The organism is Streptomyces sp. NPDC104309 (assembly GCF_055584025.1).
Window position 1 is genome coordinate 1 of record NZ_JBVJMV010000034.1, and the last position, 20214, is coordinate 20214.

General features: G+C 67.6%; 30 protein-coding genes. 15 read left to right on the forward strand and 15 right to left on the reverse strand.

Annotated features, from left to right (window positions below):
* Positions 1-541: 541 nt before the first annotated feature.
* Entirely contained in the window at positions 542-1714 is a 1173-nt protein-coding gene (locus tag ACZ68L_RS34145; RefSeq protein ID WP_469585020.1) for a hypothetical protein, read from the reverse strand.
* A 603-nt stretch (positions 1715-2317) separates the two neighbouring features.
* Here ACZ68L_RS34145 and ACZ68L_RS34150 point away from each other — a divergent pair.
* A complete protein-coding gene (locus ACZ68L_RS34150; protein WP_469585022.1) occupies positions 2318-3244 on the forward strand; it encodes a hypothetical protein in 927 nt (308 codons plus the stop codon).
* Between the two features lie 36 nt (positions 3245-3280).
* Here the strand turns inward: ACZ68L_RS34150 and ACZ68L_RS34155 are convergent, their stop codons facing one another.
* From ACZ68L_RS34155 to ACZ68L_RS34220, 14 genes are all read right to left on the reverse strand, one after another.
* Positions 3281-3553 carry a DUF6225 family protein gene (locus tag ACZ68L_RS34155; protein ID WP_469585024.1) on the reverse strand — a complete coding sequence of 91 codons (273 nt, stop codon included), beginning with the start codon at positions 3551-3553 and terminating at the stop codon, positions 3281-3283.
* 163 nt (positions 3554-3716) lie between these two features.
* Positions 3717-3968: a DUF6083 domain-containing protein gene (locus ACZ68L_RS34160; protein ID WP_469585317.1), complete on the reverse strand. Its 252-nt coding sequence runs from the start codon at positions 3966-3968 to the stop codon at positions 3717-3719.
* Between the two features lie 334 nt (positions 3969-4302).
* Positions 4303-4791 carry a DUF4326 domain-containing protein gene (locus ACZ68L_RS34165; RefSeq protein WP_469585027.1) on the reverse strand — a complete coding sequence of 163 codons (489 nt, stop codon included), beginning with the start codon at positions 4789-4791 and terminating at the stop codon, positions 4303-4305.
* Positions 4788-5093 (reverse strand): hypothetical protein, encoded by a 306-nt coding sequence (locus tag ACZ68L_RS34170; protein WP_469585033.1) that lies wholly within the window; start codon positions 5091-5093, stop codon positions 4788-4790. Before ACZ68L_RS34170 ends, ACZ68L_RS34165 begins: the two co-directional genes overlap by 4 nt.
* On the reverse strand, positions 5090-5668 hold the full coding sequence (locus ACZ68L_RS34175) for a hypothetical protein (protein ID WP_469585036.1): 579 nt from the start codon (positions 5666-5668) through the stop codon (positions 5090-5092). Before ACZ68L_RS34175 ends, ACZ68L_RS34170 begins: the two co-directional genes overlap by 4 nt.
* Complete coding sequence (locus tag ACZ68L_RS34180; RefSeq protein ID WP_469585039.1) at positions 5665-5829, reverse strand: hypothetical protein; 165 nt, start codon at positions 5827-5829, stop codon at positions 5665-5667. Before ACZ68L_RS34180 ends, ACZ68L_RS34175 begins: the two co-directional genes overlap by 4 nt.
* A complete protein-coding gene (locus tag ACZ68L_RS34185; RefSeq protein WP_469585042.1) occupies positions 5826-6068 on the reverse strand; it encodes a hypothetical protein in 243 nt (80 codons plus the stop codon). Before ACZ68L_RS34185 ends, ACZ68L_RS34180 begins: the two co-directional genes overlap by 4 nt.
* 313 nt (positions 6069-6381) lie before the next feature.
* Positions 6382-6666 (reverse strand): hypothetical protein, encoded by a 285-nt coding sequence (locus tag ACZ68L_RS34190; RefSeq protein ID WP_469585045.1) that lies wholly within the window; start codon positions 6664-6666, stop codon positions 6382-6384.
* A gap of 53 nt (positions 6667-6719) precedes the next feature.
* A complete protein-coding gene (locus ACZ68L_RS34195; protein WP_469585048.1) occupies positions 6720-6995 on the reverse strand; it encodes a hypothetical protein in 276 nt (91 codons plus the stop codon).
* A gap of 143 nt (positions 6996-7138) precedes the next feature.
* Positions 7139-7495, reverse strand: coding sequence for a ribonuclease E inhibitor RraB (locus tag ACZ68L_RS34200; protein ID WP_469585052.1), 357 nt, complete (start codon positions 7493-7495; stop codon positions 7139-7141).
* Positions 7492-8448 carry a DnaB-like helicase C-terminal domain-containing protein gene (locus ACZ68L_RS34205; RefSeq protein WP_469585056.1) on the reverse strand — a complete coding sequence of 319 codons (957 nt, stop codon included), beginning with the start codon at positions 8446-8448 and terminating at the stop codon, positions 7492-7494. The genes ACZ68L_RS34200 and ACZ68L_RS34205 overlap by 4 nt, the downstream gene beginning before the upstream one ends.
* Positions 8445-9707 (reverse strand): hypothetical protein, encoded by a 1263-nt coding sequence (locus ACZ68L_RS34210; protein ID WP_469585059.1) that lies wholly within the window; start codon positions 9705-9707, stop codon positions 8445-8447. Before ACZ68L_RS34210 ends, ACZ68L_RS34205 begins: the two co-directional genes overlap by 4 nt.
* 222 nt (positions 9708-9929) lie before the next feature.
* Complete coding sequence (locus ACZ68L_RS34215) at positions 9930-10229, reverse strand: hypothetical protein (RefSeq protein ID WP_469585062.1); 300 nt, start codon at positions 10227-10229, stop codon at positions 9930-9932.
* A 187-nt stretch (positions 10230-10416) separates the two neighbouring features.
* Positions 10417-11163: a GntR family transcriptional regulator gene (locus ACZ68L_RS34220; protein ID WP_469585065.1), complete on the reverse strand. Its 747-nt coding sequence runs from the start codon at positions 11161-11163 to the stop codon at positions 10417-10419.
* A gap of 253 nt (positions 11164-11416) precedes the next feature.
* Here ACZ68L_RS34220 and ACZ68L_RS34225 point away from each other — a divergent pair, with 253 nt between their 5' ends.
* From ACZ68L_RS34225 to ACZ68L_RS34290, 14 genes are all read left to right on the forward strand, one after another.
* Positions 11417-11668 (forward strand): hypothetical protein, encoded by a 252-nt coding sequence (locus ACZ68L_RS34225; protein WP_469585068.1) that lies wholly within the window; start codon positions 11417-11419, stop codon positions 11666-11668.
* On the forward strand, positions 11668-12081 hold the full coding sequence (locus tag ACZ68L_RS34230; protein ID WP_469585071.1) for a hypothetical protein: 414 nt from the start codon (positions 11668-11670) through the stop codon (positions 12079-12081). The genes ACZ68L_RS34225 and ACZ68L_RS34230 overlap by 1 nt, the downstream gene beginning before the upstream one ends.
* Positions 12081-12218: a hypothetical protein gene (locus ACZ68L_RS34235; RefSeq protein WP_469585073.1), complete on the forward strand. Its 138-nt coding sequence runs from the start codon at positions 12081-12083 to the stop codon at positions 12216-12218. The genes ACZ68L_RS34230 and ACZ68L_RS34235 overlap by 1 nt, the downstream gene beginning before the upstream one ends.
* Entirely contained in the window at positions 12215-12598 is a 384-nt protein-coding gene (locus ACZ68L_RS34240) for a hypothetical protein (protein WP_469585076.1), read from the forward strand. The genes ACZ68L_RS34235 and ACZ68L_RS34240 overlap by 4 nt, the downstream gene beginning before the upstream one ends.
* Positions 12599-12615: 17 nt before the next feature.
* Positions 12616-12855: a hypothetical protein gene (locus ACZ68L_RS34245; RefSeq protein WP_469585079.1), complete on the forward strand. Its 240-nt coding sequence runs from the start codon at positions 12616-12618 to the stop codon at positions 12853-12855.
* Positions 12856-12941: 86 nt separating this feature from the next.
* Positions 12942-13124: a hypothetical protein gene (locus ACZ68L_RS34250; RefSeq protein ID WP_469585081.1), complete on the forward strand. Its 183-nt coding sequence runs from the start codon at positions 12942-12944 to the stop codon at positions 13122-13124.
* Between the two features lie 96 nt (positions 13125-13220).
* Complete coding sequence (locus ACZ68L_RS34255) at positions 13221-13580, forward strand: hypothetical protein (protein ID WP_469585083.1); 360 nt, start codon at positions 13221-13223, stop codon at positions 13578-13580.
* A gap of 41 nt (positions 13581-13621) precedes the next feature.
* Positions 13622-13909 carry a hypothetical protein gene (locus ACZ68L_RS34260; protein ID WP_469585086.1) on the forward strand — a complete coding sequence of 96 codons (288 nt, stop codon included), beginning with the start codon at positions 13622-13624 and terminating at the stop codon, positions 13907-13909.
* The gene (locus tag ACZ68L_RS34265; protein WP_469585089.1) at positions 13909-14040 is read left to right on the forward strand and encodes a hypothetical protein; all 132 of its coding nucleotides are present in this window, start codon (positions 13909-13911) and stop codon (positions 14038-14040) included. Before ACZ68L_RS34260 ends, ACZ68L_RS34265 begins: the two co-directional genes overlap by 1 nt.
* A complete protein-coding gene (locus tag ACZ68L_RS34270; protein ID WP_469585092.1) occupies positions 14037-14351 on the forward strand; it encodes a hypothetical protein in 315 nt (104 codons plus the stop codon). The genes ACZ68L_RS34265 and ACZ68L_RS34270 overlap by 4 nt, the downstream gene beginning before the upstream one ends.
* Positions 14348-15376 carry a hypothetical protein gene (locus ACZ68L_RS34275; protein WP_469585094.1) on the forward strand — a complete coding sequence of 343 codons (1029 nt, stop codon included), beginning with the start codon at positions 14348-14350 and terminating at the stop codon, positions 15374-15376. Before ACZ68L_RS34270 ends, ACZ68L_RS34275 begins: the two co-directional genes overlap by 4 nt.
* 40 nt (positions 15377-15416) lie before the next feature.
* Positions 15417-15671, forward strand: a complete 255-nt coding sequence (locus ACZ68L_RS34280; protein ID WP_469585097.1) for a hypothetical protein — start codon at positions 15417-15419, stop codon at positions 15669-15671.
* A gap of 233 nt (positions 15672-15904) precedes the next feature.
* A complete protein-coding gene (locus ACZ68L_RS34285; RefSeq protein WP_469585099.1) occupies positions 15905-17860 on the forward strand; it encodes a hypothetical protein in 1956 nt (651 codons plus the stop codon).
* 19 nt (positions 17861-17879) lie between these two features.
* Entirely contained in the window at positions 17880-20057 is a 2178-nt protein-coding gene (locus ACZ68L_RS34290; RefSeq protein ID WP_469585102.1) for a hypothetical protein, read from the forward strand.
* Positions 20058-20214 lie beyond the last annotated feature (157 nt).

A 20214-nucleotide genomic window follows, 5' to 3' on the forward strand; every position in this document is an offset into this window, starting at 1 on the left:
ACGCCACATCGGGTTGAAGCTGTCGACGGCCGGTACGCGCAGCGCGGTCAGCGGGTCGTTGCGGTCTGCGTCGGTGCCGAACGGCCAGTTGTCAGGCATGCGGCGGCTCCTCGGGAAGGGGTTCTTCCAGCCTGGCGCCGAACCGGCGAGGTGTTGCCCCTGGTCGGGTTGGCGGTGCTGGGGAGAGGGCTCACATTACCTCATATTCCATGGCGTTCGCAATGGAATATGAGGATTGAGGGTGTCCCTTGGCCTACACCGTCGTTGATCCCCGTGCCTGCCCCTGCGGGCCCGGAGCTTCGACACCGGGCCCGCACCCGGACCTCACGGATTCGCTCGGCCCGCGGGGCGCTCTCGCCGCTGGCGTGTTCCTACCGGCCCAGCGGCCAGACACCCGTACAGGGCCGCCGCTCCGCTCCGGGATCAGGCTCATCACGTGGTGGCTGGACGAGCAGGACAGCCGGAAGGGCCCGGCATCGACGGGGGTGCGATACCGGGCCCTTCTGTAACCGTAGCGGCAAGACGAGTCGCCGCGGAGGAACTACTCCGTACCTGCTTCGTCCCTCTCGCGCAGCGCTTCGGCGACCGCCGCACGCGTCCGCTCATCGGCCGCACGCAGCTTTTCCTTCGCGTCGTCGAGCGGGTCGCGCAACGCGTCGACCCGCTTCTCCTGGTCATCCAAGCGCTTTGTCGTGCGGAGGAGCTCGTTCTCCAGGCCAGCCTGGACGGTGCCGGCTGCTTCCTTCGCTGCCTTCACCTGGGCCTCAGCGTCCCGCCGGGCCTGCCGCGCGGTCTCCTGCGCCTCGTCGGCACGCTTCACCGCGGCTGCGGTCTTCTCGTCGGCCTCCTCGACCCGCTTCGCCGCGGCAGCCCGCTCTTCCTCGAGCGTCCGGGTCATCCCCTCGACCTTCTCCTCGGCGGCGACCTCCTTCTTCCCGGCCTTGTCGCCCGCCGCCTTGACCTCTTCGGCGGTACGCCGCTTGATCTCGGCAATTTCGTTGGCCGCGCCTTGGCGAGCGGCGTTGGCGTGCTCCTCGCCCTTCCGGCGGGCCTCCGCGATCGAGGCCTCGGCTTCCTGTCGCTTCTCCTCCTGGAGGTCGTGGGCCTCCTGGACGTCGCGCGCCGATTCGGCCTTGATGCGCTCGATCTCGGCGTTGAACTCGGCGCGGGCGGCCTTGAGCTCCCGCTCCATCGCCTCGGCCGCTGCGTTGGCCTCCTCCGTCTCCTCCTCCGCCGCCTTCTTCGCCGCCTGGGCGGCGATCCGCTGGGTCCGTTCCGAGTCCGCACGCCCCTCTGCGGTAGCGACCCGGGCGTTCGCTGCGCTCTCCACGGCCAGCACCTGAGCTTCGGCCGCTTCGGGGTCGGTGACGGTCTGCAGGAGCGTGACGTAGTTCTCGAGGTCGGCTCGCAGGCCGTCGACCTTGAGAATCACCTCTTCCCGGACGTTGACAGCGTCGGCCGCAGAGTCGGTGACCGGCTTGTCGGTCTCGGGCTGCTCTGCCGCGCGGCCGGCCTCACCCCCTCCGGACGCCGCTCGCCGCTTGGCCCGCCAGGCCGTGGACGCGTTGTGGTCCTCGCGCTCGCAGTACTTCGGTGCCGGGCCCGGTGACGACGGGTCTTTCTTGGGCTCCCGGGGACTCCCACACCCGGAGTACAGGCACGTCAGCACCGCGTTGTCTTCCTCAACCGCAACGTCTGGGGTGGCATCGCTCATGAGCTTCGTTCTCCTGGTCGCCGTTGGAGTCCCGGCGCCCGTTTTACCACGGCTTCTACCCGCAACCCTGTTTCATCTCATCTCAACCCATGCCAACTCATGACTGAGATGAGTTGGGATGGGTTGAGATGAGATCGACGACTGGTCGACGACTCGCGCATGGAATGTGGCGGCTGAGGATGGCACGGTCCTGGTCGTCGTGACGCCGTCGTACGGGGGTGCGTCGCGTAGCGGCCGGGACGGATGGAAGTACCATCTTGCGGCGCTGGGACCGATCGGATCGCGGGAGAAGTGGGCAACCCGGGAACAGGCCGCGGCTCATGGCTTGATGGAGTGGATGCGGTGGGCGACAACCCCCAAGTAGTGCTCGTCAGCCGTCCGAACTCTGGATGTTCACGGAAAATGACGGCGTGTCGGTGACAGGTGTCTCGGTACCGTGGAGCCCGGCCGCCGCACGCGGCCCGACTCCGAGCCTTCCCCGCCCACGCCGGGGCTGGCGACTGAGGACAAGGGGCCCCGCCTCCGTGTGGATGTGCTTCCTGCCATGCCGAGCTCGCCGGTGGCGGGAGCGTGGGACCTGCTGCCGAGAGAGCGACAACCGCCATGACCAGCGACAAGCACGCCAAGCGCGCCACCCGGAACCTTGCCGCGCGCGAGGGCATCTCCTACACCGCTGCCCACCGGCGCCTGGACGAACAGCAGCCGGACCACGAGTGGCGCGTGCTCCCTGCGGTTGCCTGTGCCACCGGGTGCGACAGCTCCCCGCACCCGGGGTACGTGTGCCGGGCCTGGCGCCCGCAGGATGCCAAGCACGCGAACTTCTACCTCCGCCGTGCCGCTGAACTCCCGTCGGGCCGCGCCCGCCACATCGCCGAGACAACCGGGTGCGCCACCGGCCACCGCTCCGAGGACAACGTGCTACTGCTGGCACTCGTCTACGCGTGGCTCGCCGACTCCAAGCCCCAGTTGCTGCGCCCGGCCGAGCTGCGTGCCGCCGTCGAGGCTGGCGACCAGGCCGCAGTCGATGCGGCACTGGAACCGCTGGACCGTGCCGCCGCCCGATGGCTGTCCAAGCATCCCGAGCACTGGTGGAAGCACCTCAAGCCCAGGATCAGCGCCTACCTCGCTTCCCTGGACGACCGGGGATCCCCCCGCGACATGATCGAGGCCGACTGGCTGGGCAAGGTCGAGCAACTGGCCCGCCAATGGGACCGGGCCTGGGTGGAGTACACCAACTACAACGGCTACCCAGACCGGGACGGCGTCTTCTGGATGGGCACCAAGGAGGCCATCGACCTCCACCTGACCGCCCGCCATGGCGGCCACAGTTCAGGCACCGACGTACGCCTGCACGACGGCCGCCCCGTCCGCGTGGTCGAGGCCGAGTGGGACCTGTCCGGCCCGCCTGTCGCCTACTGGGCCGTGGCCCTGGTGCCCCGGGCACTGGACGGTCGACTCATCGCGTCCCTCAGCACCGACATTCAGGTACGCCCCGGCGACATCGACGGCGAACTGTCGGCCCCGCGGTGAACATCCGGTCTGGGCCAGACGACAGACACGGACGGTTCAGTCGAGATGGTGGTAGCGGTCGGGCTTCCAGTCGGCGAACAAGGTGATCGCCTTCTCCGTCTCGGTGCGCTCCGGTTGGGTGGAGGTGGCCGGCCACCAGTTCTCGACCTGATGGGCGTCGACGAGGACGCCGTCGCGGTATCCGTCGAAGTCGCCGGGGTCTTCTGCTACGCCGATGTGGATGGGTGCGTCGTCGGGGAGGTCCTTGAGCGCTTCGCGCAGTTGAGCCGCGTTCCAGACCTGCGGGGCGTGCTCAAAGATGTCGGTCATGGGCACAGGGTGCCGGACCGGGCCGTGTGGTGGGTGGAGGCACGGCTGTACCCCGGGCCAGAGCGCTGATCCGGGGTACAGGGGGCCGGGGTGAAGAACTGATCACCGGGTGGTGAACCGAACCCGGCCGGTGGACACGGTACCGGGGTCAGGCAGTGTCGTCCTAGGCAGGGCGGGCCTCAAGCAGTTCAACCCGTAGTCGGTTCGCTTCGGTTCGGGCGGTCAGCCATGGGGTGAGATCGGGGCGTTCGGTTCGTGGGCAGACGATGTGGTGACTGATCCGGCAGTCCCCTCCGGCCGGCGGTTCGTCGTCCTGGGCGTTCCACGCGGTTCCGCTGGTGTCGATGTGCCAGCGTTGCCGGGGTGGGACGGTGTGGGCGAGGAGCGGTTCGGGGTCTTCGGGCTCGAGCCGGATCCACTACCCGTAGTAGGTGGGGTGGATGTCTCCGGTAAGTCCACAGTCGGGGCATGCGGGTGCCGGCCGGGGGCCGGGGATGGCGCCGTCGCGTATGCCTTGCGCGTGGTCTTCGGTTTGTTGGAGTGCGGCCCATTCCGTGGCGGTGAGTGGCGCTTTGGTGTCCCCCATACGGTTCAGGGTCCGGACGGGCTGTCAAGTGCGGTAGGGCGCGATCCGGCCGGTACGGGAGTTTCCTGGGGTGCTGAGGTGGTTGTACGGCGCCACACGGGGCGTACAGCGACGACGGCCACCACACGGGGTGGTGGCCGGTTCGAGTGCGGGGGCGTGCGGTTCAGGCCGCTGCCAGGAGTTCGGCAAGCGGTTCGTCGCCGTGGAAGACCCGGTTGCGGTCGACCCGGGCACGAGTACGGGCGATGCGCTCGGCCAGCTCAGTCTCGGGCAGGTTCGCCCACTCAAGGAGTACGTCGGCGTGGCACTGCACATCGGGCGGGCAGGTGCAGGCGAGATCCTTACCGCGGAGCAGGTGCAGGTCGGCGAGGACCCGTTCGCGCTTGCGGTCGGCTTCGTCGGACAGCCATGTGTCCCGGTTGCCGCGCAGCCACTCGGTGAAGAACTCAACTGCCGCAGCCCGAGGGGCCTCGTAGCCCAACTCCTCGGCAATGCTGAGCGTGAACGGGTTCCCGAATCTGGACGGCCGGCGCACGACGACCATGTTCTCCGGGGTACGCCAGCCCTTCGTGCGGTGGCACTGGATTCGTGACGGCATTCGTCCTCCGGTGTGCGATGTGTGGGACAGATTGGTGATCGGGGAGGCGCTCATCGTGCGTCATCCTTCCAGCCGTAGGCCTCGGCCATGTTCCGAATGACGGGGCACGTCTCGTGGTCGGAGAACCGGGCGTGCTCGTCCAGGTCACCGTCGTAGTCGAAGGCGGGGCATGAGTGCCCGCGGCCGCCGTGGAGCTCGAAGGTCCTCCGCTCCGCGGCGCAGTGGCGCAGTATCATCTCCGGGTTATGAGCCAGGGCCCACAGCCACTTGGAGGGATTCTGTCCTCGCAAGGCTGCATCCTCGCGCTGGCTGATAGCGCGCTCTAGCCAGGCGAGAAGATCCTTGCCGGCGCTCATGATGCCTTCACCCATCCGTCGCCCTCGGCGTCACGGAAGAAGACGGTCCCCCCGTACTTCGCCATGAACTGGCGGGCGTCGTCCTCGGTCCGCTGCTGTTCCATCCGGGCGTTCGGGTAGTCGGCCCGGACGGCCCACTGGCGTTCGCCGCGCCACAGGTACCAGCGGAGGTCCGCAGGCAGGTGGTTGAACCAGGCGTGCTCGGGTGCGCTCGACGGGTAGCGGCCGACCATCGTGGCTGGCGGTGTCATCCCGAGGGTCGCCCCACAGGAGCAGGACACCGACACGTTCGCGTTGTAACCGTACCCGTTTGTGATCGGCTGGTGGGCGTTGAACGCGTCCGGGTGCTCGGGGCACAGGTGGAGGGAGAACCCGCCGTAGCAGCGCTCGCTGTACGACAGGACGCTGGACCGGCGCCGGCGCCCCACTGGCGGTCTGGTTTTGACGACGGGGATGTGCGCGATGGACTTGAGGATGGTCCATCCGTCGGGCGGGGTGATGTTGTTGTGCCCGATGCCGTTGGTCTGGCAGCCGGGGGCATCGCAGCGGAACCGGGTGAGAGTCTCGGTACTCACGGAGTCTCCTCGGTGGCGGTAAGACGGCGAGCGTGCATACGGGACTTGATCTGATCCTGCGTGGGCCGGGTCCAGGCGTGCCAGCCGGCCTCGGCGGTCCACTGGCGGGCGTGGGTGCGCTGCTCGATGCCGCAGTGCTGGCAGCCGTTCGGGGCCTTCACCGGCGCCCCGTCGTGGTGTTGGTTCCGGCCGGCCACCAGTGCGGGGCCTCTTCGCCGGCCCACCGGGGCCCGTTTTCGTCGAGCTGGTCGATGATGAGCTTCAGGTTGTCGAGGGCGTCCTGCTCGGTGCCCTCCCACCGGTCGTTCTTCACGCGGCCGCCGACGACTTGCTTGACGCAGCCGGGCGCCCGGGACTTGAGGACCTTCAGTTCGCGGCCCTTGTACGTGGTCCGAATCATGTGGGTCCGTTCTTGGGGCGGGTGTTCTCAGGATCGTTTGGCTGGCCCGGACTGTTGCCCCTGCCTGCTGGTCTGCCTGGCGAGGCTGGTGGGCTCGGGCGGGTTGGGCGATCCCACACTAGCTCATAACCTATGGCGCGAGCAATGGTTTACAGGGTTCGGTCCACACGCCTGCGCCCCAGACCAGTACGTCGGTCCGGGGCGCAGGGGGGACAGTGCGCTCGTGGTGGGGCCCCATGCCGGGCTGTCACCTGAAGAGTCGGACGACAACGCCCCCAACCCGGTGCGGGCTGGGGGCGGCGTGTCGCTGCGCTCAGTCGTCGGGGTCTTCCCGGAAGTAGTCGGGGGCGAGCTGCCGAAGGCGGTCGTCTCCCCCAGTGGCCGGTACGAGGAAGACGTGCTGGCCGTCAGCGAAGACCCCGTGGTGGTCGTAGCTGAACCAGGAGTCCACCACCCGGAAGCGATCACCGCTGCCAAGCAAGACCCCTGTCCCGACAGGCAGAGTCAGCACGCCTTCCTCCTGCATGTACAGGACGTCTGACGAGTTCGCTTCGTGAAAGTACGTCGGCCACCGGTAGACGCCGGGACTCTCCTCCATATGAAACCCTCCCCATGATCGCGAGACGCTTGGTCGCGCATCCGCACAACAAATCATGCCCGGTAGACCCGGTCCTCGGAGCGCGGGTAGTAAGTGGTCGTGTCCATCTGACGGGGATGCTCGCGGAAGTAGGCGTGGTCGAGTTCGCAGCGCGCCTCGCCAACGGCCTGGCGCGCCTTGTCCAGGCGGCGTGCGGGCTCGGATTCAGGCCCGGACCGAGGGTAGGCGTGCTGAAGTTGGATGTTCAGGTGCAGGAGCTCGTCGCGGATTGCGGCCAGGCGCATTCCAAGCTCGCGGTGTTCCTCGATGGAGAGGCGGGGCTTCGTCATGAGGTAATCGTCCATTTCGGGTTTTCGAATGTCACGGTGTCAGGCGCTGTCCGGGCCGACACCGAAAGCCGGCCCGGACAGGGCGTCAGAACGGGGCGGGTGCGCCGCGGTCTCGAGGTGGCACTGCTCCACAGGGACAGCAGCTACGGCATCGCGCCCGTGCCGAGGCCATCACCGCGCTGGACAAGCATCGGATCCACCACGGGCCTCCCGTCGAGATACGTGGCCTCACCGCCGTCGTACATACCGCCGTGAAGCTCAACGATCGCCGCGACCTCCTCGTGCCGCTCCACCAGGTCGTCGATCGACACATCACGGCCGGCCAGCAGCAGCCACTCCGGGACCTCCTGCCGTGGCGCCTTGATCCGGGTCACGTAGTTGCCCAGCTCCTGACGGCAGCGTTCCGCGCTGGTCTTGTCCGGAAAGTACGCCCAGTGCGTGTAGGGGATCTTGTCGGTCATCGCCTTGCCGCTCCTCTTTGGTGCTTCAGCGTTGGTCATCGAGTCTGAGCCATATCGACGAACCGTCCGTAGTGCCCCTGGAACGCAACCGTCAGTGTTGCCGTGGGCCCCTGCCGGTGTTTGGCCAGGAGTAGATCTGCCTCGCCCTGGCGCGGCGAGTGCCGGTCGTAAGCGTCGTCGCGATGCAGGAGGATCACCATGTCCGCCGTGAACGCGATTGCTTCCGACTCGTTCAGGTCGTCGAGGTGCGGGATTTGCCCCAGAGGGGCGTTCGGTCGGCGGTAGATCTCCGAGGTGACCACCACCGGAACGTTCAGATCCATGGCCAGTTCCTTCAGGCTGTTAACCACGTCGCTGATTTCCCGGGCGCGCGACTTGTGATGCACGGCGGGAATGATGCTCTGCAGGCCGTCGATCGCGATCAACTGCACATCGTCGGAAGCGACGTGTTCGGCCGCGTCCAGAGCGAGAGTCGCAATGCTCGTCTTTGCTGAGCTTCGGATGTACATGGGCGCCTTGGCAATGTCAGGCATCCGGCGGGCCATCCTGATCCAGTCTTCCTCGGTCATCGTCCCGGAGTGAATGTGGTGCCGCGCGATTCGGCACTCTGCAGCCTGGATACGCGTGATGAACCGCTTCTGGTCTTCCTGAAGGGAGAAGACGATGGTGGGCACGTCGTTCTTGATGGCGGTGTTGCGGCAGATGTCGCTCAGCAGCGTGGTGCGCCCCATTGAGGGACGGGACGTGATCACGGTGAGGCTCCCGCCCGTCAGCCCACCTGTCAGGGCGTCGAAGTCAGTGAACCCTGTCTGCAGGCCGCGGAGGCTGTTGACCGTCTCGGTGCGCTTGAGTGTTCCGAGCGCTTCAACGTCATCCAGAACGCCCTCCATGAGGGCACCGAGAAGGTAGGGCGACTCCTCCACGGCGGGTGCGTCGCCGTCGTCCTGGGCCGACTTCTCCAGCTTGGTCTGCGTCTGCTCCGTGTTGCTCATTGAGCTCCTTGTCGGATTCGAGGTGTGGTGCGCTGACCAGCGGTCAGGGCGCGCATCTGCTTGTAGGTCTCGTTCGGTCTGTCCCCGCTACCCAGCGGTGGCAGGGAGGGGAGGGGTTCGGGTGTAGGCGTCGCCGGCGGGTTGGAAGGAGCCGCGGTTGGGGCCGGGGCCGCCGGATACTCGCGCGCGGCTTCCCGGTCGGCCCGCTTGTCCGCGACCCGCATCTCGCAGGCCTGGCACCCGCCCCCGGTGTAAATGTCCGCCCGGTCCTCGCAGGATCCGCTGCCGCACTCCTGCTTGTCCTCAACCATGGCAAGCAGCGGACCGAACGGCTCCTTGCCGAGCTCGCCGGCGTAGAACTTCGTCGCCCAGTACCCGTTCCAGCGGACCGCCACCCGGTGCTCCACCAGCTGCTGCGGTGTCCTTTCTCGCGGCGTCCCAGCAGCCAGGGCGGCCAGGATGCCGTCGGCGACGTTCGGGGGCGTCCGTGGCGGCAATACGGCCCTCAGATCGGCTGGCAGCAGATCCCGCACCGCCTGGACCGTTCGCCGCTGTGTCGGGGTGAGTCGAAAGGGCTGCTTCTTGCCGGACGCGGCGGAGCCGCTCGAGCTCAAGCCCTTACCTCCTGCAGTAGCCCTCCGGGCATCAGCGGGGCTACGCCCCGAAGGGGCATCACCGTCTAGTTCAAGTGGGTCTGGTTGCTCTGGGTCTGGTTGTTGGGCAGTGGGCGATTCCCCACCCTGCGACGTGGGAAATCGCCCACCTTCGGACGTGGGTTTTTCCCCACCTCCGGCCTGACCTGCGGAATCATTCTCAGCAGTAGCCTTCAGTGACTGGGAACGCTTGGCCTTGACGTCAGGGTTCGCGTCATAGAACTGCGCCAGCGACAGCACACCCTGATAGCCCTCCGGAGGGTTGAATCGAACCCAGTACCGGTACCGGCGCCGCATCCCGCCGGCGTACCGGAACTCTTCGAACCGGATCGCCCCGAGCTCGGCGAGCTCATCTCGGTACTTTGCAACGTCTCGGTAGTCCTTCAGGACCATCGCTCTCGCGATGGCCTTCTGGGACGGGAACGCGATGCGCTTGCCAGGGGTCCGGTTGTTGATGTGCTCGGCCAGGAACGCGTACATCCGGTAGGCCTGCGCACTGCACCCGCACAAGAGCACCCACACAGGTACGGGCGTGTAGAAGGTGGGCCACTCCTCGGGGATGCCCTCGTCGGAGTTTTCGTCGAAGTCGGACGCCTCGTCGCTCATGCGGTCACCCCCGTCGTACGGACGATCACGCTGTGTGGCCTTGCGGTGACGTGGACTGCTACAGGTACCCTCACGGGGACACCTCTTTCAAGGGTGAGTGTCTGTTGCAGCGGGCTGCGATCCGCTGTTGCGCTTTGAAGGCCGGGTGGAGCTGCGAACTCCCCGGCCTTCTTGCGTGCCCAGGACTACCGCGAGCCGCGGCTATGCCGGGACGTAACCGGCTCATGATCGGCGCGGACGCCGAGCCCGCGGCTTCTTGTCCGGTCCTCTGACATCCGGCTGCGCCGGACGCTTCCGGAAGTACTCCAGGAATATCCCGGTCTCCATCGTCCTGGCGTTGCCGATACGGATGTACGGAAGTCGCTGCCCCTCACCGAATGGCCAGTCGTCCCGCGTGCGGGCGAGGTAGCGGATGGTGTCGCCGGTGGCGTGCGGGAGGAGCCCGAGCTCGACGAGGAGCTTGGCGGCTACCTCGAAGGTCACGTACGGCGGGAGGTTGTCAGGGGTGGGAGTGGTGACCATGAGGTGCACACCCCCCGTGACCTTTTCGGAGTCTCGCAAAAGCCCATAGACTCATGACGAACCCTTCTTCGCGGATCGGTTCACGTAGCCGCTTGTCTTCGCAGGTCGGCGGCTATGGGGCGGTCGGCCGGGTGATGACCGGTCGGCCGCTCGTGCGTCCAGGCTGGCAGCTGGGACGCGTCAGAGGTCAGGCGTCACCGTTCCCTTCTTGCGGTCGGAGTGACGTGGTCCAGCGGAGGATGGTCGAGCCCTCAGCGACCTTGACGGCCACCTCGACGACACGGCCGTCCTCCAGCGTGACGGTACGGACGATCTGAGTGACCACCACCTCAGTGGCAGTCAGCCCCAGCATTTCCTTCTCACCTGTCGTGGCAAGCCGGCTGGTTACCTCCTCAAGGACTTGATCCTGAGCAACGCCCAGCCGTGACGCAGCCAGCTCCCGCGAAGCCCCGGTTGAGACCGGTTCCTGAAGCTCGGGCGTCACCGCTATTACGTAGGCGGGGTAGTAGCTGCTGCTCAGGTGTACGGGCATGCCACCCCTGCTCACGACCCGGCGCCGCACCTGCACAGGCGTACCCGGGGGGACTTCCAGTCGGGGTGCGACCAGTGCGTCAGCACCAACGGTGCCCACTTCGAGGATCCGCGACGACTCACCGCCATCCAGGGCGCTACCTGTAGCAGCATGCAGGGCAACCCGAGTGCCGATGCCAGTGCTAGCCGGCGCCGCCACGATCGTCCCGACGCCCGGCTTGGTGAGGGTTAGCCCCTCCATCTTGAGGACCCGGTATGCGCGGTTCACGGTCGTATGAGCCACCCCGAACCGGGCGCCGGACTCCTTGAAACTCGGCATCGTGTCGCCGGGCCGAAGCGTTCCGTCCTGGATCTGCTGACGAAAGTGCGCAGCGATCTCCGCATACCCGGGGGTCTCGGACATGTTCTGCCTCCTTTCTCTGTCGTGGACTGCTCACTTCTTTGTGTGCAGCGGTGTCCCCCTGAGGGTAGTCCAAGAAAACAACTAGCGCTACTAGTAGCGCTGAGGGTCGCGATGGGTCTACATTGAGGTTGTCGGAAACGGCGGCGGTCCAGAAACGCCAAGAGGCCCAGGTGCGCATACACCCAGGCCTCTCGGGGACCCCAAAGGATCCGACGAACCGTGTCCCACCTGCCGTAACAGGAGGTTGATCCGCGTGAATCAGCGTAACCGCATCACCGGACACACCGCACCCACCACCGACTCCACCACCGCCGCAGCCCCCAAATGCGGTCCCCAGGCAAGGTCGCACTCGGCTGGCGCCGGGCTCACCTACCTCTACTGCGCCCTCAGTAAGGGCCACAACGGGCCGCACAGCGCCACCACCCCGACCGTCGCCCCCCGCCGCCTGATCGCGGCCGGTGTGAAGCGCGGCGCCGGCCGGCTCGTCATCCAGCAGGTGGCGTGATGGACGACAACACGAAAGCCGTCCTCCGCCTCCTCGCCGAGCTGCAGCACCTCAACGGTGCCGACACCCTCAACAACCCCGACCAGGCCCCCACCGTGAGGGTCACCCTCCGCACCATCACCGGCGAGTACATCGGCGAAGCGATCCTCGGAGCCCGTGCCGTCCAGGAGACGGCGAACGCGGTCAGTGCGGTCACCGAGTACGCGCTGGCCGTGCCCGCCGACTACCAGGCCGGCCGCACCCCCGAAACGGCCCCCGACCTCGACCCGCTCCTCATCGCCCAGATTGAGGACCACTTCGCGGACATCGACCCCGACTCCTACCTCGCAGACGTTTTCGACTCGCAGGACGCCGAAGCCTCCCTCGCCGCGTACGAGCAGCTCGTCACTGGCGAGTGGGACGGGGACCTGTGATGACCGCTGAAGAGCAGCAGGCGCACGCCGCAGCCACCGCAGCCATGGAAGCCGCCCGTGCCCAGGCCGCCGCCGACCTCGCGGCCGCGCAGGAAGCCGCCGCCCGTCTTGCCGAACTCACCAAGGGCCAGCAGTGACGACCAAGACGAACCCTGACAGCGAGCTCGCCGAGACCCTCGACGACCTCGCCGGATTCTCCTGGATCCCCGGCATCGGCAACATCCTTGCCGGGATTCGGGAAACCGCCGCGGCCGCCGAGGCGGGCCAACTGTCCACCGACACCACCCAGACTCTCCTCGCCACGCTCGCCGGTTCCGACGGTGCTGACGTTCTCACCGCCCTCGCCTACCTGGTTGGCCGGCTGTCCGACGCCGACACCAACCCCGCCCTCCGCACCCTGCCGATCGACCAGCAGGAACAGGCCCGCAAGCACGGCCAGAAGGCCGTGTTCAACCTCACCGACCCCGACCTGCACCAGCCCGCATCCGAAGCCTCCGCCGCCATCGACGGCAACTGACCAGGAAAGGACCCGCCATGACCACGCAGATTCAGACCACGACGATGACCGGCCCCGAGGCCTACGCCCAAGCCATTGCCTACGCCCAGGAAGCCGACCGAATCATCATCAGCGACATCTACCAAGAACGGCACGGTCGCGCCGCCGCTTTCGCCACGGTCTCCCAGGCGTTCGCCGCGATCGCTATGGCGGCCAACGTGCAGCCTGCCCCGAAGCGCCGCTTCTGGCTCTCCCTCCGCCGCACCAAGACCGCCTGACCCGGCCCGCCCTGTCGTCCCCAGCCCCGCGGCTGGTGGCGGCAGAGAGGCCGGACCAGCTGGACCCCGACTCGAAGGAGCACCACATGCTCGGCAAGAAGACCAGTACCGGCTCGTCCGCCCCCGGAACGCGGGTGGAAGCAGACACGGGAGGCTTCGGCCACACGGGCCGCTGCGACTGCGGAAAGTCCAGCCCCTGGATGGTCAACCCCGACAACGCCCGGATCTGGATCAACAACCACGCGTCGAGCCGACACCCGCAGCGCTGACCCCACCGCCCTGGAACACGGCGCGAGGCTGCCGGATCGACTCCGGCCCAGGGCACTCCCCGCACCACCCCAACCATCCGCCAGGAAGGACCAGCCATGACCCCCGCCCAGTTCCGCAACCAGCACGGCAACCCCGCCACCTGGACCGACAGCGACATCGACAGCTACCAAGTCATCGCCGAGACCAGCCACGAATCCCGCCTCGCCTTCCGGATGCGCCGCCTCACCTACCCCGCCTACCAGGCACTCCAGGCCATCCACCACATCAGCACCAACATCGTGGCGACCATCCTCGGCGTCGCCCTCGTGGCGGTGGGCTCGCTCACCGGCCCGTCCGTGGCTACCGCCGCCCTCGTAGGAGTCGGCCTCTACCTGTCCCTCGCCTGGGGTGTCGACGGCAACGAGAAGGCCTGCCCGATCTGCCGCCACAACCACCGCACCCAGACCGCCGCCTGACCACCCGCCCCGCACCACGACCAGGAAGGACACCGACCGCCATGAACACCACCGACATGATCCGCAGGGCCAAGCAGGCACTCGACGGGCGTCACCCGACAGGCGACTTCCCGATCAAGGACGGCTCGCAGGCAGCCACCGCACACGCCCTCGTCGCCCTCGCCGTCCAGCAGAAGGAAACGAACCAGTACCTCGCCAGCATCGCCGAGAGCCTCGCTGTGCTGGCCGCCGCAGCCACGCAGCTTGCGCCCGCCCCCCAGGTTGTCGAGCCCGAGCCGAAGCGCCGCCTCTGGCTCCCCACCCGACGCACACCGAAGACCACCGCCTGATGCGCAGCCACTTCGCCACCTACGCGTTCCTCACCCTGACCCTCCTCGCCGCCTACACCAACCAGCCCGTCCCCGCTCTCGTCTGCGCAGCACTCACCGCACTCACCTGGAAAGGAAACCGAAGCCGATGACCGCCCTAGCCGCCGTGCTGACACGACACCACGAGATCGCAGCCCACGCCCTCACCCACGCCATCACCACCACCCCGGAAACCCACCCCGAACTCCTTCAGCAGCTCAACCAGATCTGGCAGAAGGAACGCGCCGACCACACGAGCGACGACCGCCTGTGGCTCCAGGCAGTCAGCAACCTCAATCCCGAACTCCGGGCGTCCCTCCGGGACCACGCCCGCAGTACCGGCCAGCATGCCGCCGCTCGCTGCCTCGCCCATATCGCCGCCTGCCCCCCGAACCACGCCCAGGAAGGACACCGATCCCCGTGACCACCACCCCGGCTACGCAGCCGACCACCAACAAGCGGAAGTCATCGTCGCTCACCTACCTGGCGTCGATCCTGTCCCTGGCCTCCCTGGTCTGGACGACATGGAGCCTCGTCGACCTCCTCGGCGCCGGACCGGCCGGCTTCACCGTCGCGGCCGGAGCTGACGTCGTCTGGGGCGCGGTCATCTACGCCGAGTACCGCGGCATCCGGATCGGCGGTACTCGGTGGCCCGTCGCCGCCTTCGGCTGGGCCGCTCTCCTCGCCGTCGCCGCGTTCCTCGTCTGGCACGGCATTGACAGCAACAACACGGCCATGGCCGCCGTCGGCCCGTTCCTGCCCCTCGGCGCGAAGGTCGTCTGGGTTCTCGCCCTGGCCGACATGCGCGACCCCGCCGCCCTCACCGACGACGAACTCCACACCCTCGCCGCCATGGAGCGCGGCATGGCGTTCGAAGAGGCGCAGCACCGCATCGAGATGCGGCGCCGCGAGATGGACGCCGAGCGGCAGATCGCCGAAGTGTCCGTCGACTTCGACATCGAACTGATGCGGCAGGACAAGACCCGTGAACTGACGCGCCGCCGCCCCCTCGAACTGACCGCCGGTGATGCGCCCAGTGATACGGCCGATGACGCGCACCGCATCAGTGAGGCGCAGCAGATCCACCGCATCACTGACGCACCCGCCGCATTCACCGCATCGTCGGCGCAGCGCGCCATGCTCTCTGCGGCCGCGAACCGTACTGCTGCGGTTGGTGAAGCCGCTGATGAGACCAGTGATGCGCCCCTGACGCGGACCGCACAGGCGCGTGCTGCGGCGCCCCACACCGACGATGCAGCGCCGCGCCTTGACGGCATGAGCAAGGCCGCCGCAGTCCGGGTGATGCGTGATGCGGACCCCGCCGCATCAGCGCCGCAGATCGTGCAGCGCCTCGCGCATCACGGCATTGATGCGGACGCCGCATACGTGCGCACCGTCCTGTCCCGCATCAACAAGCAGCGTGCCACCACCGACGGCGGCTACCTCTAACCGCATCACCCCTGCCCGACCCGACCCTTAGGGAGCTCCGATGCCCACCACCCTGGCCCCGTCTTCGTCCTCGTTCACGAGCCCCGACATTTGCCCCACCGGAACCGACGCCATCGAGACGACCGGGCCCCGCACCCCGGACCTGGACATGGACGAGATCCGCGACGAGCTGTTCGTGGCCCTGCAGCACATCGAGAACCTGCGCCACCAGTACCCGTACGAGGCCTCTGGGGGCGTCAGTAACTCCCTTCAGGACGTCAATCCGGGACTCGACGAGAGGAAGTGCAGGAGGTGAGCGCGGAGACGATTGCCCCGATCGAGCCCAGTTCGGCGACATTCTCGATCAGTACGCAGAGTGACCATATCGGCGGCGGGGCGGGGCGGGGCGGAAGCGACAACGGGTCACAGGGCCCCCTCGTGGTTGTTCAGCAGCCCCGCAACGCCGCCCCGCCCCGCCCCGCCCCGCGTCAATCCCAGGGCAATAGGGATAACTCGCTGCGAAACGGATACGCCGCGATCTCACACAGCGTGAGCGGCGAGACGGCAGCAATCGGGGTCGGCTTCCTCGTCGGCGGCCCGGTCGGCGCCATCGTCGGCGGCGTCGCCGGCCCGGCCCTCGCCGCCGCCGCGATGTGGCGCAGCAGGCGCCGCGAGCACAACGAGAACGCCAACCGCAACGCCGCTGGCGCCACGAACTCGGGACGCGCCCCATTTGGGAGCGGGCGCAGAAGTGGCGGCCGGAACGGCGGCGGCACAGGCAGGAACAACCACTCGGGCGACGGCCGTCACCGCTCGCCAAACGGCCGCGGGATCGCGACCGGGACCGGAACGGGGGCCGGGGCAGGCGGGGCAGGGAATCGCCGGAAGCCCAAGGTGAAGGACCCGGTCGCAGACAAGCTCAGCAAACTCGGGAAGGGCCTCGGCGACAAACTCAAGAACCGGGTCAAAACCGACAAGGCGCCCAAGAACGGCAAGCACAACGGCTCTGACAGCTGCTCAAGGAAGAGCGCCGGCACCGATCCAAAGACCAGCAGCCGGAAAGACCCGAAGACCCCGAAGGACAGCAAGGGGCGCAAGTGGCTGAAGAACCGGGGCCCGCAACCCGACAGCCCGAAGCCGTGGGACGGCCGCGGCGACAAGCCGAAGAAGGACCGGAAAAAGGGCAGCGACGGCGACGTCTCGTCGTCGACCGCTCGCGACGGCCTCGACCCGAAGGGCCCGAAGGGCGGCGGCGGTGCCGACAACGACGAGTTCATCGACGCCGAGATTGTCGATGACGGTCTGCCGCCGAAGCCCGCCGGACCGCCCAGCGAGGTCATCGACGCCGAGGTGATCGACGAGGACCGCATCGCCCTCGTCCGTACGAAGCGCGAGAAGAAGCGGCGCCGCAAGGCAATCGCCACCGGGAAGAAAGCGGCCGAGAAGGCCGCACGAGACGGCGACATGGGCGACCCGAGCAAGGTGAAGGTCGAAGTGATCCGGGAGGAGAACCGCCGGATCGACCTCGAACTGCACAACGAAGAGCAGCTGCTCGCCCTGACCGAGGCAGCAGAGAAACCGAGGAGCACCCCCGTGAACTACCCCGCGATCCAGGTCGCACCGACCGGCACCCGAACGGGCGGCGTCGCCATCGCGCGACAGATCGACTTCCGAGGCACCACGGCCTACGCGATCCTGCGCGCCATGGCGGAACAGCTCGCCCACGGCCTGCACAGCGACGATGACGCCGACATGGCCGACCACATCGTCGAACTGACCGGCATTCCGAACATGTGCAAGAACCTGTCGACCGCCGTGCAGGAAGCCGGACGCGCCCTCACACGTACGGCACCCCTCCACCCGTCCGTGATCAAGCACCTGAACAACGCCGCCGTTGCCGCACGCACCGCCGGCGTGATGGCGGAAAACATCATGGTCGTCTTTGTGCAGGCGCACCGAGAGGACATCATCCGCGTCCTCGACCCGCGCGTCGGCGAGGAACGGTGGAACATCCGCAACGCGTCCGGGACGCTCGACGCCGCGAAGCTGCGCGCCGCGATCGCCTCGGCGCACTCCGCACGCCTCGCCCTGCCCGCTGGCAGTTTGTCGGGCAGCGGGCAGGGCGGCAGCAAGCTCGTACCCGCCTCGGACGGCAGCACGAAAAAGCTCATCGACCTCATGAAGGGCTTCACCCGCGGTCACATGGTCGTTGTCCTGTCCGAGGTCGCAGGCTCGGCCGCCGGTGTCGATGCCGTTGCCGACTCGATCAACAAGCTCTACCGGCGCATGCAGAAGACGTGGCCGACCGAGGGCGTCGTCGACGAGACCGTTGCCCGGACCGCCGGGCAGGTACGCCGCGTCTCGGACGAGCTGAAGAAGGCGATCAAGGCGGCACAGAAGGTGCATCAGCGCGAGCTCCGCCTGAACGCGAAGGGCCGCGCCGGCAAGGGAGCGCGAGCCGAACGTAAGTGGGACGTCGTCGGCCGACGCGGGTCGTCCGAGTAACCAGGAAGGGAGACAAGTCGTGTCCAGTGCAGAACTGCCGGTGACGTTCACCGACAAACCGAAGCGATGGGACTTCTCAACGGACGCCGTCACCCCCGGGCGGCTCGTCGCATGGGGCAGCGAACTTGCTGTCGCGTCCGCACTCGTCGCCCCGCTCGCCGACATCCCGTGGGAAGCCGGCGCCGGTGCCGGGGTCATCTGCACAGGCGCAGCGGTCATGTACGAGAAGGCCCGCGGATCGTGGCGGCGCGTCACGGTCGCCCGAGCCGCCACGTGGCTGTCCATGACCGGATGGCTGTCGTACACGCTCGCCGAGGGCCCGACCCTGCTGAAGATGGCGTTCGGCGGCGCTATCTGGGCGACCGGCGCGGCCGTCAACATCGGCATGGACCGGTGGGGCGAAGGAACCCGTGAAGCCGAGAAGGAGCTCGACCGCCGCCTCGAGCACGGCGAGAAGATCAAGGGCGCGCAGGACTCGTGGGCCCGCCTCCTCGAAGACGTGTGCGGCATCGAAGGCGCCGTCGCCGATCCGATCGTCGACAAGTGGCCCAGCGGCGCAGGCGAGACTGTGAAGATCACGCTGCCTGCGCACATGAACATCGACGCCCTCCGCGGGTACGAAGCCGCCCTCGCCGGCGCCCTCCACCTCCCCAAGGGCGGCGGAGTGTCCTTCAACACCGGTGGCCCGGACGTCCCCCGGCACGTCGTCTTCATCGCGCTCACCCGGAAGAACATGATGTCCGGGGCGATCCCGTACCCGCGCCTGACCCCGACCACGATCAACAAGCCGGTCGGGTTCGGCGTCGTCGGCAACGGGGCCGAAGCAGGCCTGAACCTCAAGGACGAAGGGTTCATCGCGATCGGTGCCCAGGGCTCGGGCAAGACTGCCCTGATGAAAACGCTCGGCCTCGGACTCGTTCGCTGCGTCGACGCGATCGTCATCGACCTCGACACCTCGGCGAAGATGTCCGCGGTCTTCGTGAACCCGTACCTGCGGCACGGTATCGGCCGCCCCCTGATCGACTGGCCGGCCACCACCGAGGACGAGTGCCGCCTCGTCATCCAGGCAGCCAAGGATGCAATCGCAGCCCGCAAGACCGAGTACGCCGACCTCCTCGAGGACGAAGATGTCGACAACCTGCCCGCCCGCCCGGACATCCCCGTGATTCACATCCGGGTCGACGAGACGAAGTCCATGCCGGACGACGTCCTCGGGGGCATCGACTTCATCATCGAAGAGGGGCGCAGCGTCAACGTCCGCGTCAGTAACACCGGACTGCGCGCCACCCGCGACTACATCACCGGCACCATGGACGAGCTCACCCCGGGCCGTATCGGGCTCCGCACGAACAACGCCAGCGAGCTCCAGATGCTGTTCCCGGACACCGGCGCCCCCGACATGGCCATCTTCACCGACCCGGGCACCGTGGCGTACATGTCGACGACGAAGGGCCCCTTCCAGCCGACACCGGCGAAGGCCTACGCCACTATGGCCGAAGCGTTCGACGAGGGCAGCGATGACTATGCCCGGATGCAGTCCCTGTTCATGGACGCGGCGCGGCAGCTCTCCGACATCAGGCCGGACATGGACCCGATCACGGCGAAGGCGATGGGTCTCGCCTGGTCGCAGCGCTGGGCCCGGATCATCCCGAACCTGCGCGGCGACGCATACGGCAACGTCACCCCCGACCGGATGCACGAGTCGGTGTGGGAGCTGTACAGCTCCTGGGAGACACCGGCGTCGTACGACCTTCTGCTTGGCCGTGCCACCGATGACGAGGGCTACACGCTTGCCCCGCCCTCCTCCGGGAAGAGCGCCGACATTCCGCGCCTGACCGCGGCCCTCATCGACGAAGACGAGCTCGAGCGGGCCGCACAGCAAGAGGCCGCGATCGAACTCGCGAAGTCGTCACCGCGCCCGAAGTCGAACGACGACCTCGCCGTCGAGCTGTTCTCGGCCCAGGGCCGACCGGCCAAACCGTCCGAGGTGTACCCGCTCATGGTCAGGGCCGGCTACGACAAGTCCGACCGAACCTTCCGTGACCTGTGCGCCAAACTTGGCCTGCAGAACAAGCTCGTCAAGGGCGATGATGGAACCTACGCGGCCCCTGAGAGCGGTGAGGTTCCCCATGCAGTCGGAAGAGTTCCCGGATCTGAAGATGACACCGATGGACGAAGCGATGCTCCACATGGCTGAGCTGATCAGCGGCCTGAAGAAGGCCGGACTCAGCGAACCAGCAGCCGTCCGTTTCGCTGCCATCTACTTCAACGAGATGTCACAGAACACCCAGGACGACGACTGACCCAGCACGCGACCAGGAAAGCCCCCGGGTCGAACCCGGGGGCTTTCTGTA

Coding starts and splice junctions, on each gene's coding strand:
- ACZ68L_RS34145 (WP_469585020.1), bottom strand. CDS start 1,714: ATGAGCGATGCCACCCCAGACGTTGCGGTTGAGGAAGACAACGCGGTG.
- ACZ68L_RS34150 (WP_469585022.1), top strand. CDS start 2,318: ATGACCAGCGACAAGCACGCCAAGCGCGCCACCCGGAACCTTGCCGCG.
- ACZ68L_RS34155 (WP_469585024.1), bottom strand. CDS start 3,553: ATGACCGACATCTTTGAGCACGCCCCGCAGGTCTGGAACGCGGCTCAA.
- ACZ68L_RS34165 (WP_469585027.1), bottom strand. CDS start 4,791: ATGAGCGCCTCCCCGATCACCAATCTGTCCCACACATCGCACACCGGA.
- ACZ68L_RS34170 (WP_469585033.1), bottom strand. CDS start 5,093: ATGAGCGCCGGCAAGGATCTTCTCGCCTGGCTAGAGCGCGCTATCAGC.
- ACZ68L_RS34185 (WP_469585042.1), bottom strand. CDS start 6,068: ATGATTCGGACCACGTACAAGGGCCGCGAACTGAAGGTCCTCAAGTCC.
- ACZ68L_RS34190 (WP_469585045.1), bottom strand. CDS start 6,666: ATGGAGGAGAGTCCCGGCGTCTACCGGTGGCCGACGTACTTTCACGAA.
- ACZ68L_RS34195 (WP_469585048.1), bottom strand. CDS start 6,995: ATGACGAAGCCCCGCCTCTCCATCGAGGAACACCGCGAGCTTGGAATG.
- ACZ68L_RS34200 (WP_469585052.1), bottom strand. CDS start 7,495: ATGACCAACGCTGAAGCACCAAAGAGGAGCGGCAAGGCGATGACCGAC.
- ACZ68L_RS34205 (WP_469585056.1), bottom strand. CDS start 8,448: ATGAGCAACACGGAGCAGACGCAGACCAAGCTGGAGAAGTCGGCCCAG.
- ACZ68L_RS34210 (WP_469585059.1), bottom strand. CDS start 9,707: ATGAGCGACGAGGCGTCCGACTTCGACGAAAACTCCGACGAGGGCATC.
- ACZ68L_RS34215 (WP_469585062.1), bottom strand. CDS start 10,229: ATGGTCACCACTCCCACCCCTGACAACCTCCCGCCGTACGTGACCTTC.
- ACZ68L_RS34220 (WP_469585065.1), bottom strand. CDS start 11,163: ATGTCCGAGACCCCCGGGTATGCGGAGATCGCTGCGCACTTTCGTCAG.
- ACZ68L_RS34230 (WP_469585071.1), top strand. CDS start 11,668: ATGGACGACAACACGAAAGCCGTCCTCCGCCTCCTCGCCGAGCTGCAG.
- ACZ68L_RS34235 (WP_469585073.1), top strand. CDS start 12,081: ATGACCGCTGAAGAGCAGCAGGCGCACGCCGCAGCCACCGCAGCCATG.
- ACZ68L_RS34245 (WP_469585079.1), top strand. CDS start 12,616: ATGACCACGCAGATTCAGACCACGACGATGACCGGCCCCGAGGCCTAC.
- ACZ68L_RS34250 (WP_469585081.1), top strand. CDS start 12,942: ATGCTCGGCAAGAAGACCAGTACCGGCTCGTCCGCCCCCGGAACGCGG.
- ACZ68L_RS34255 (WP_469585083.1), top strand. CDS start 13,221: ATGACCCCCGCCCAGTTCCGCAACCAGCACGGCAACCCCGCCACCTGG.
- ACZ68L_RS34260 (WP_469585086.1), top strand. CDS start 13,622: ATGAACACCACCGACATGATCCGCAGGGCCAAGCAGGCACTCGACGGG.
- ACZ68L_RS34265 (WP_469585089.1), top strand. CDS start 13,909: ATGCGCAGCCACTTCGCCACCTACGCGTTCCTCACCCTGACCCTCCTC.
- ACZ68L_RS34270 (WP_469585092.1), top strand. CDS start 14,037: ATGACCGCCCTAGCCGCCGTGCTGACACGACACCACGAGATCGCAGCC.
- ACZ68L_RS34280 (WP_469585097.1), top strand. CDS start 15,417: ATGCCCACCACCCTGGCCCCGTCTTCGTCCTCGTTCACGAGCCCCGAC.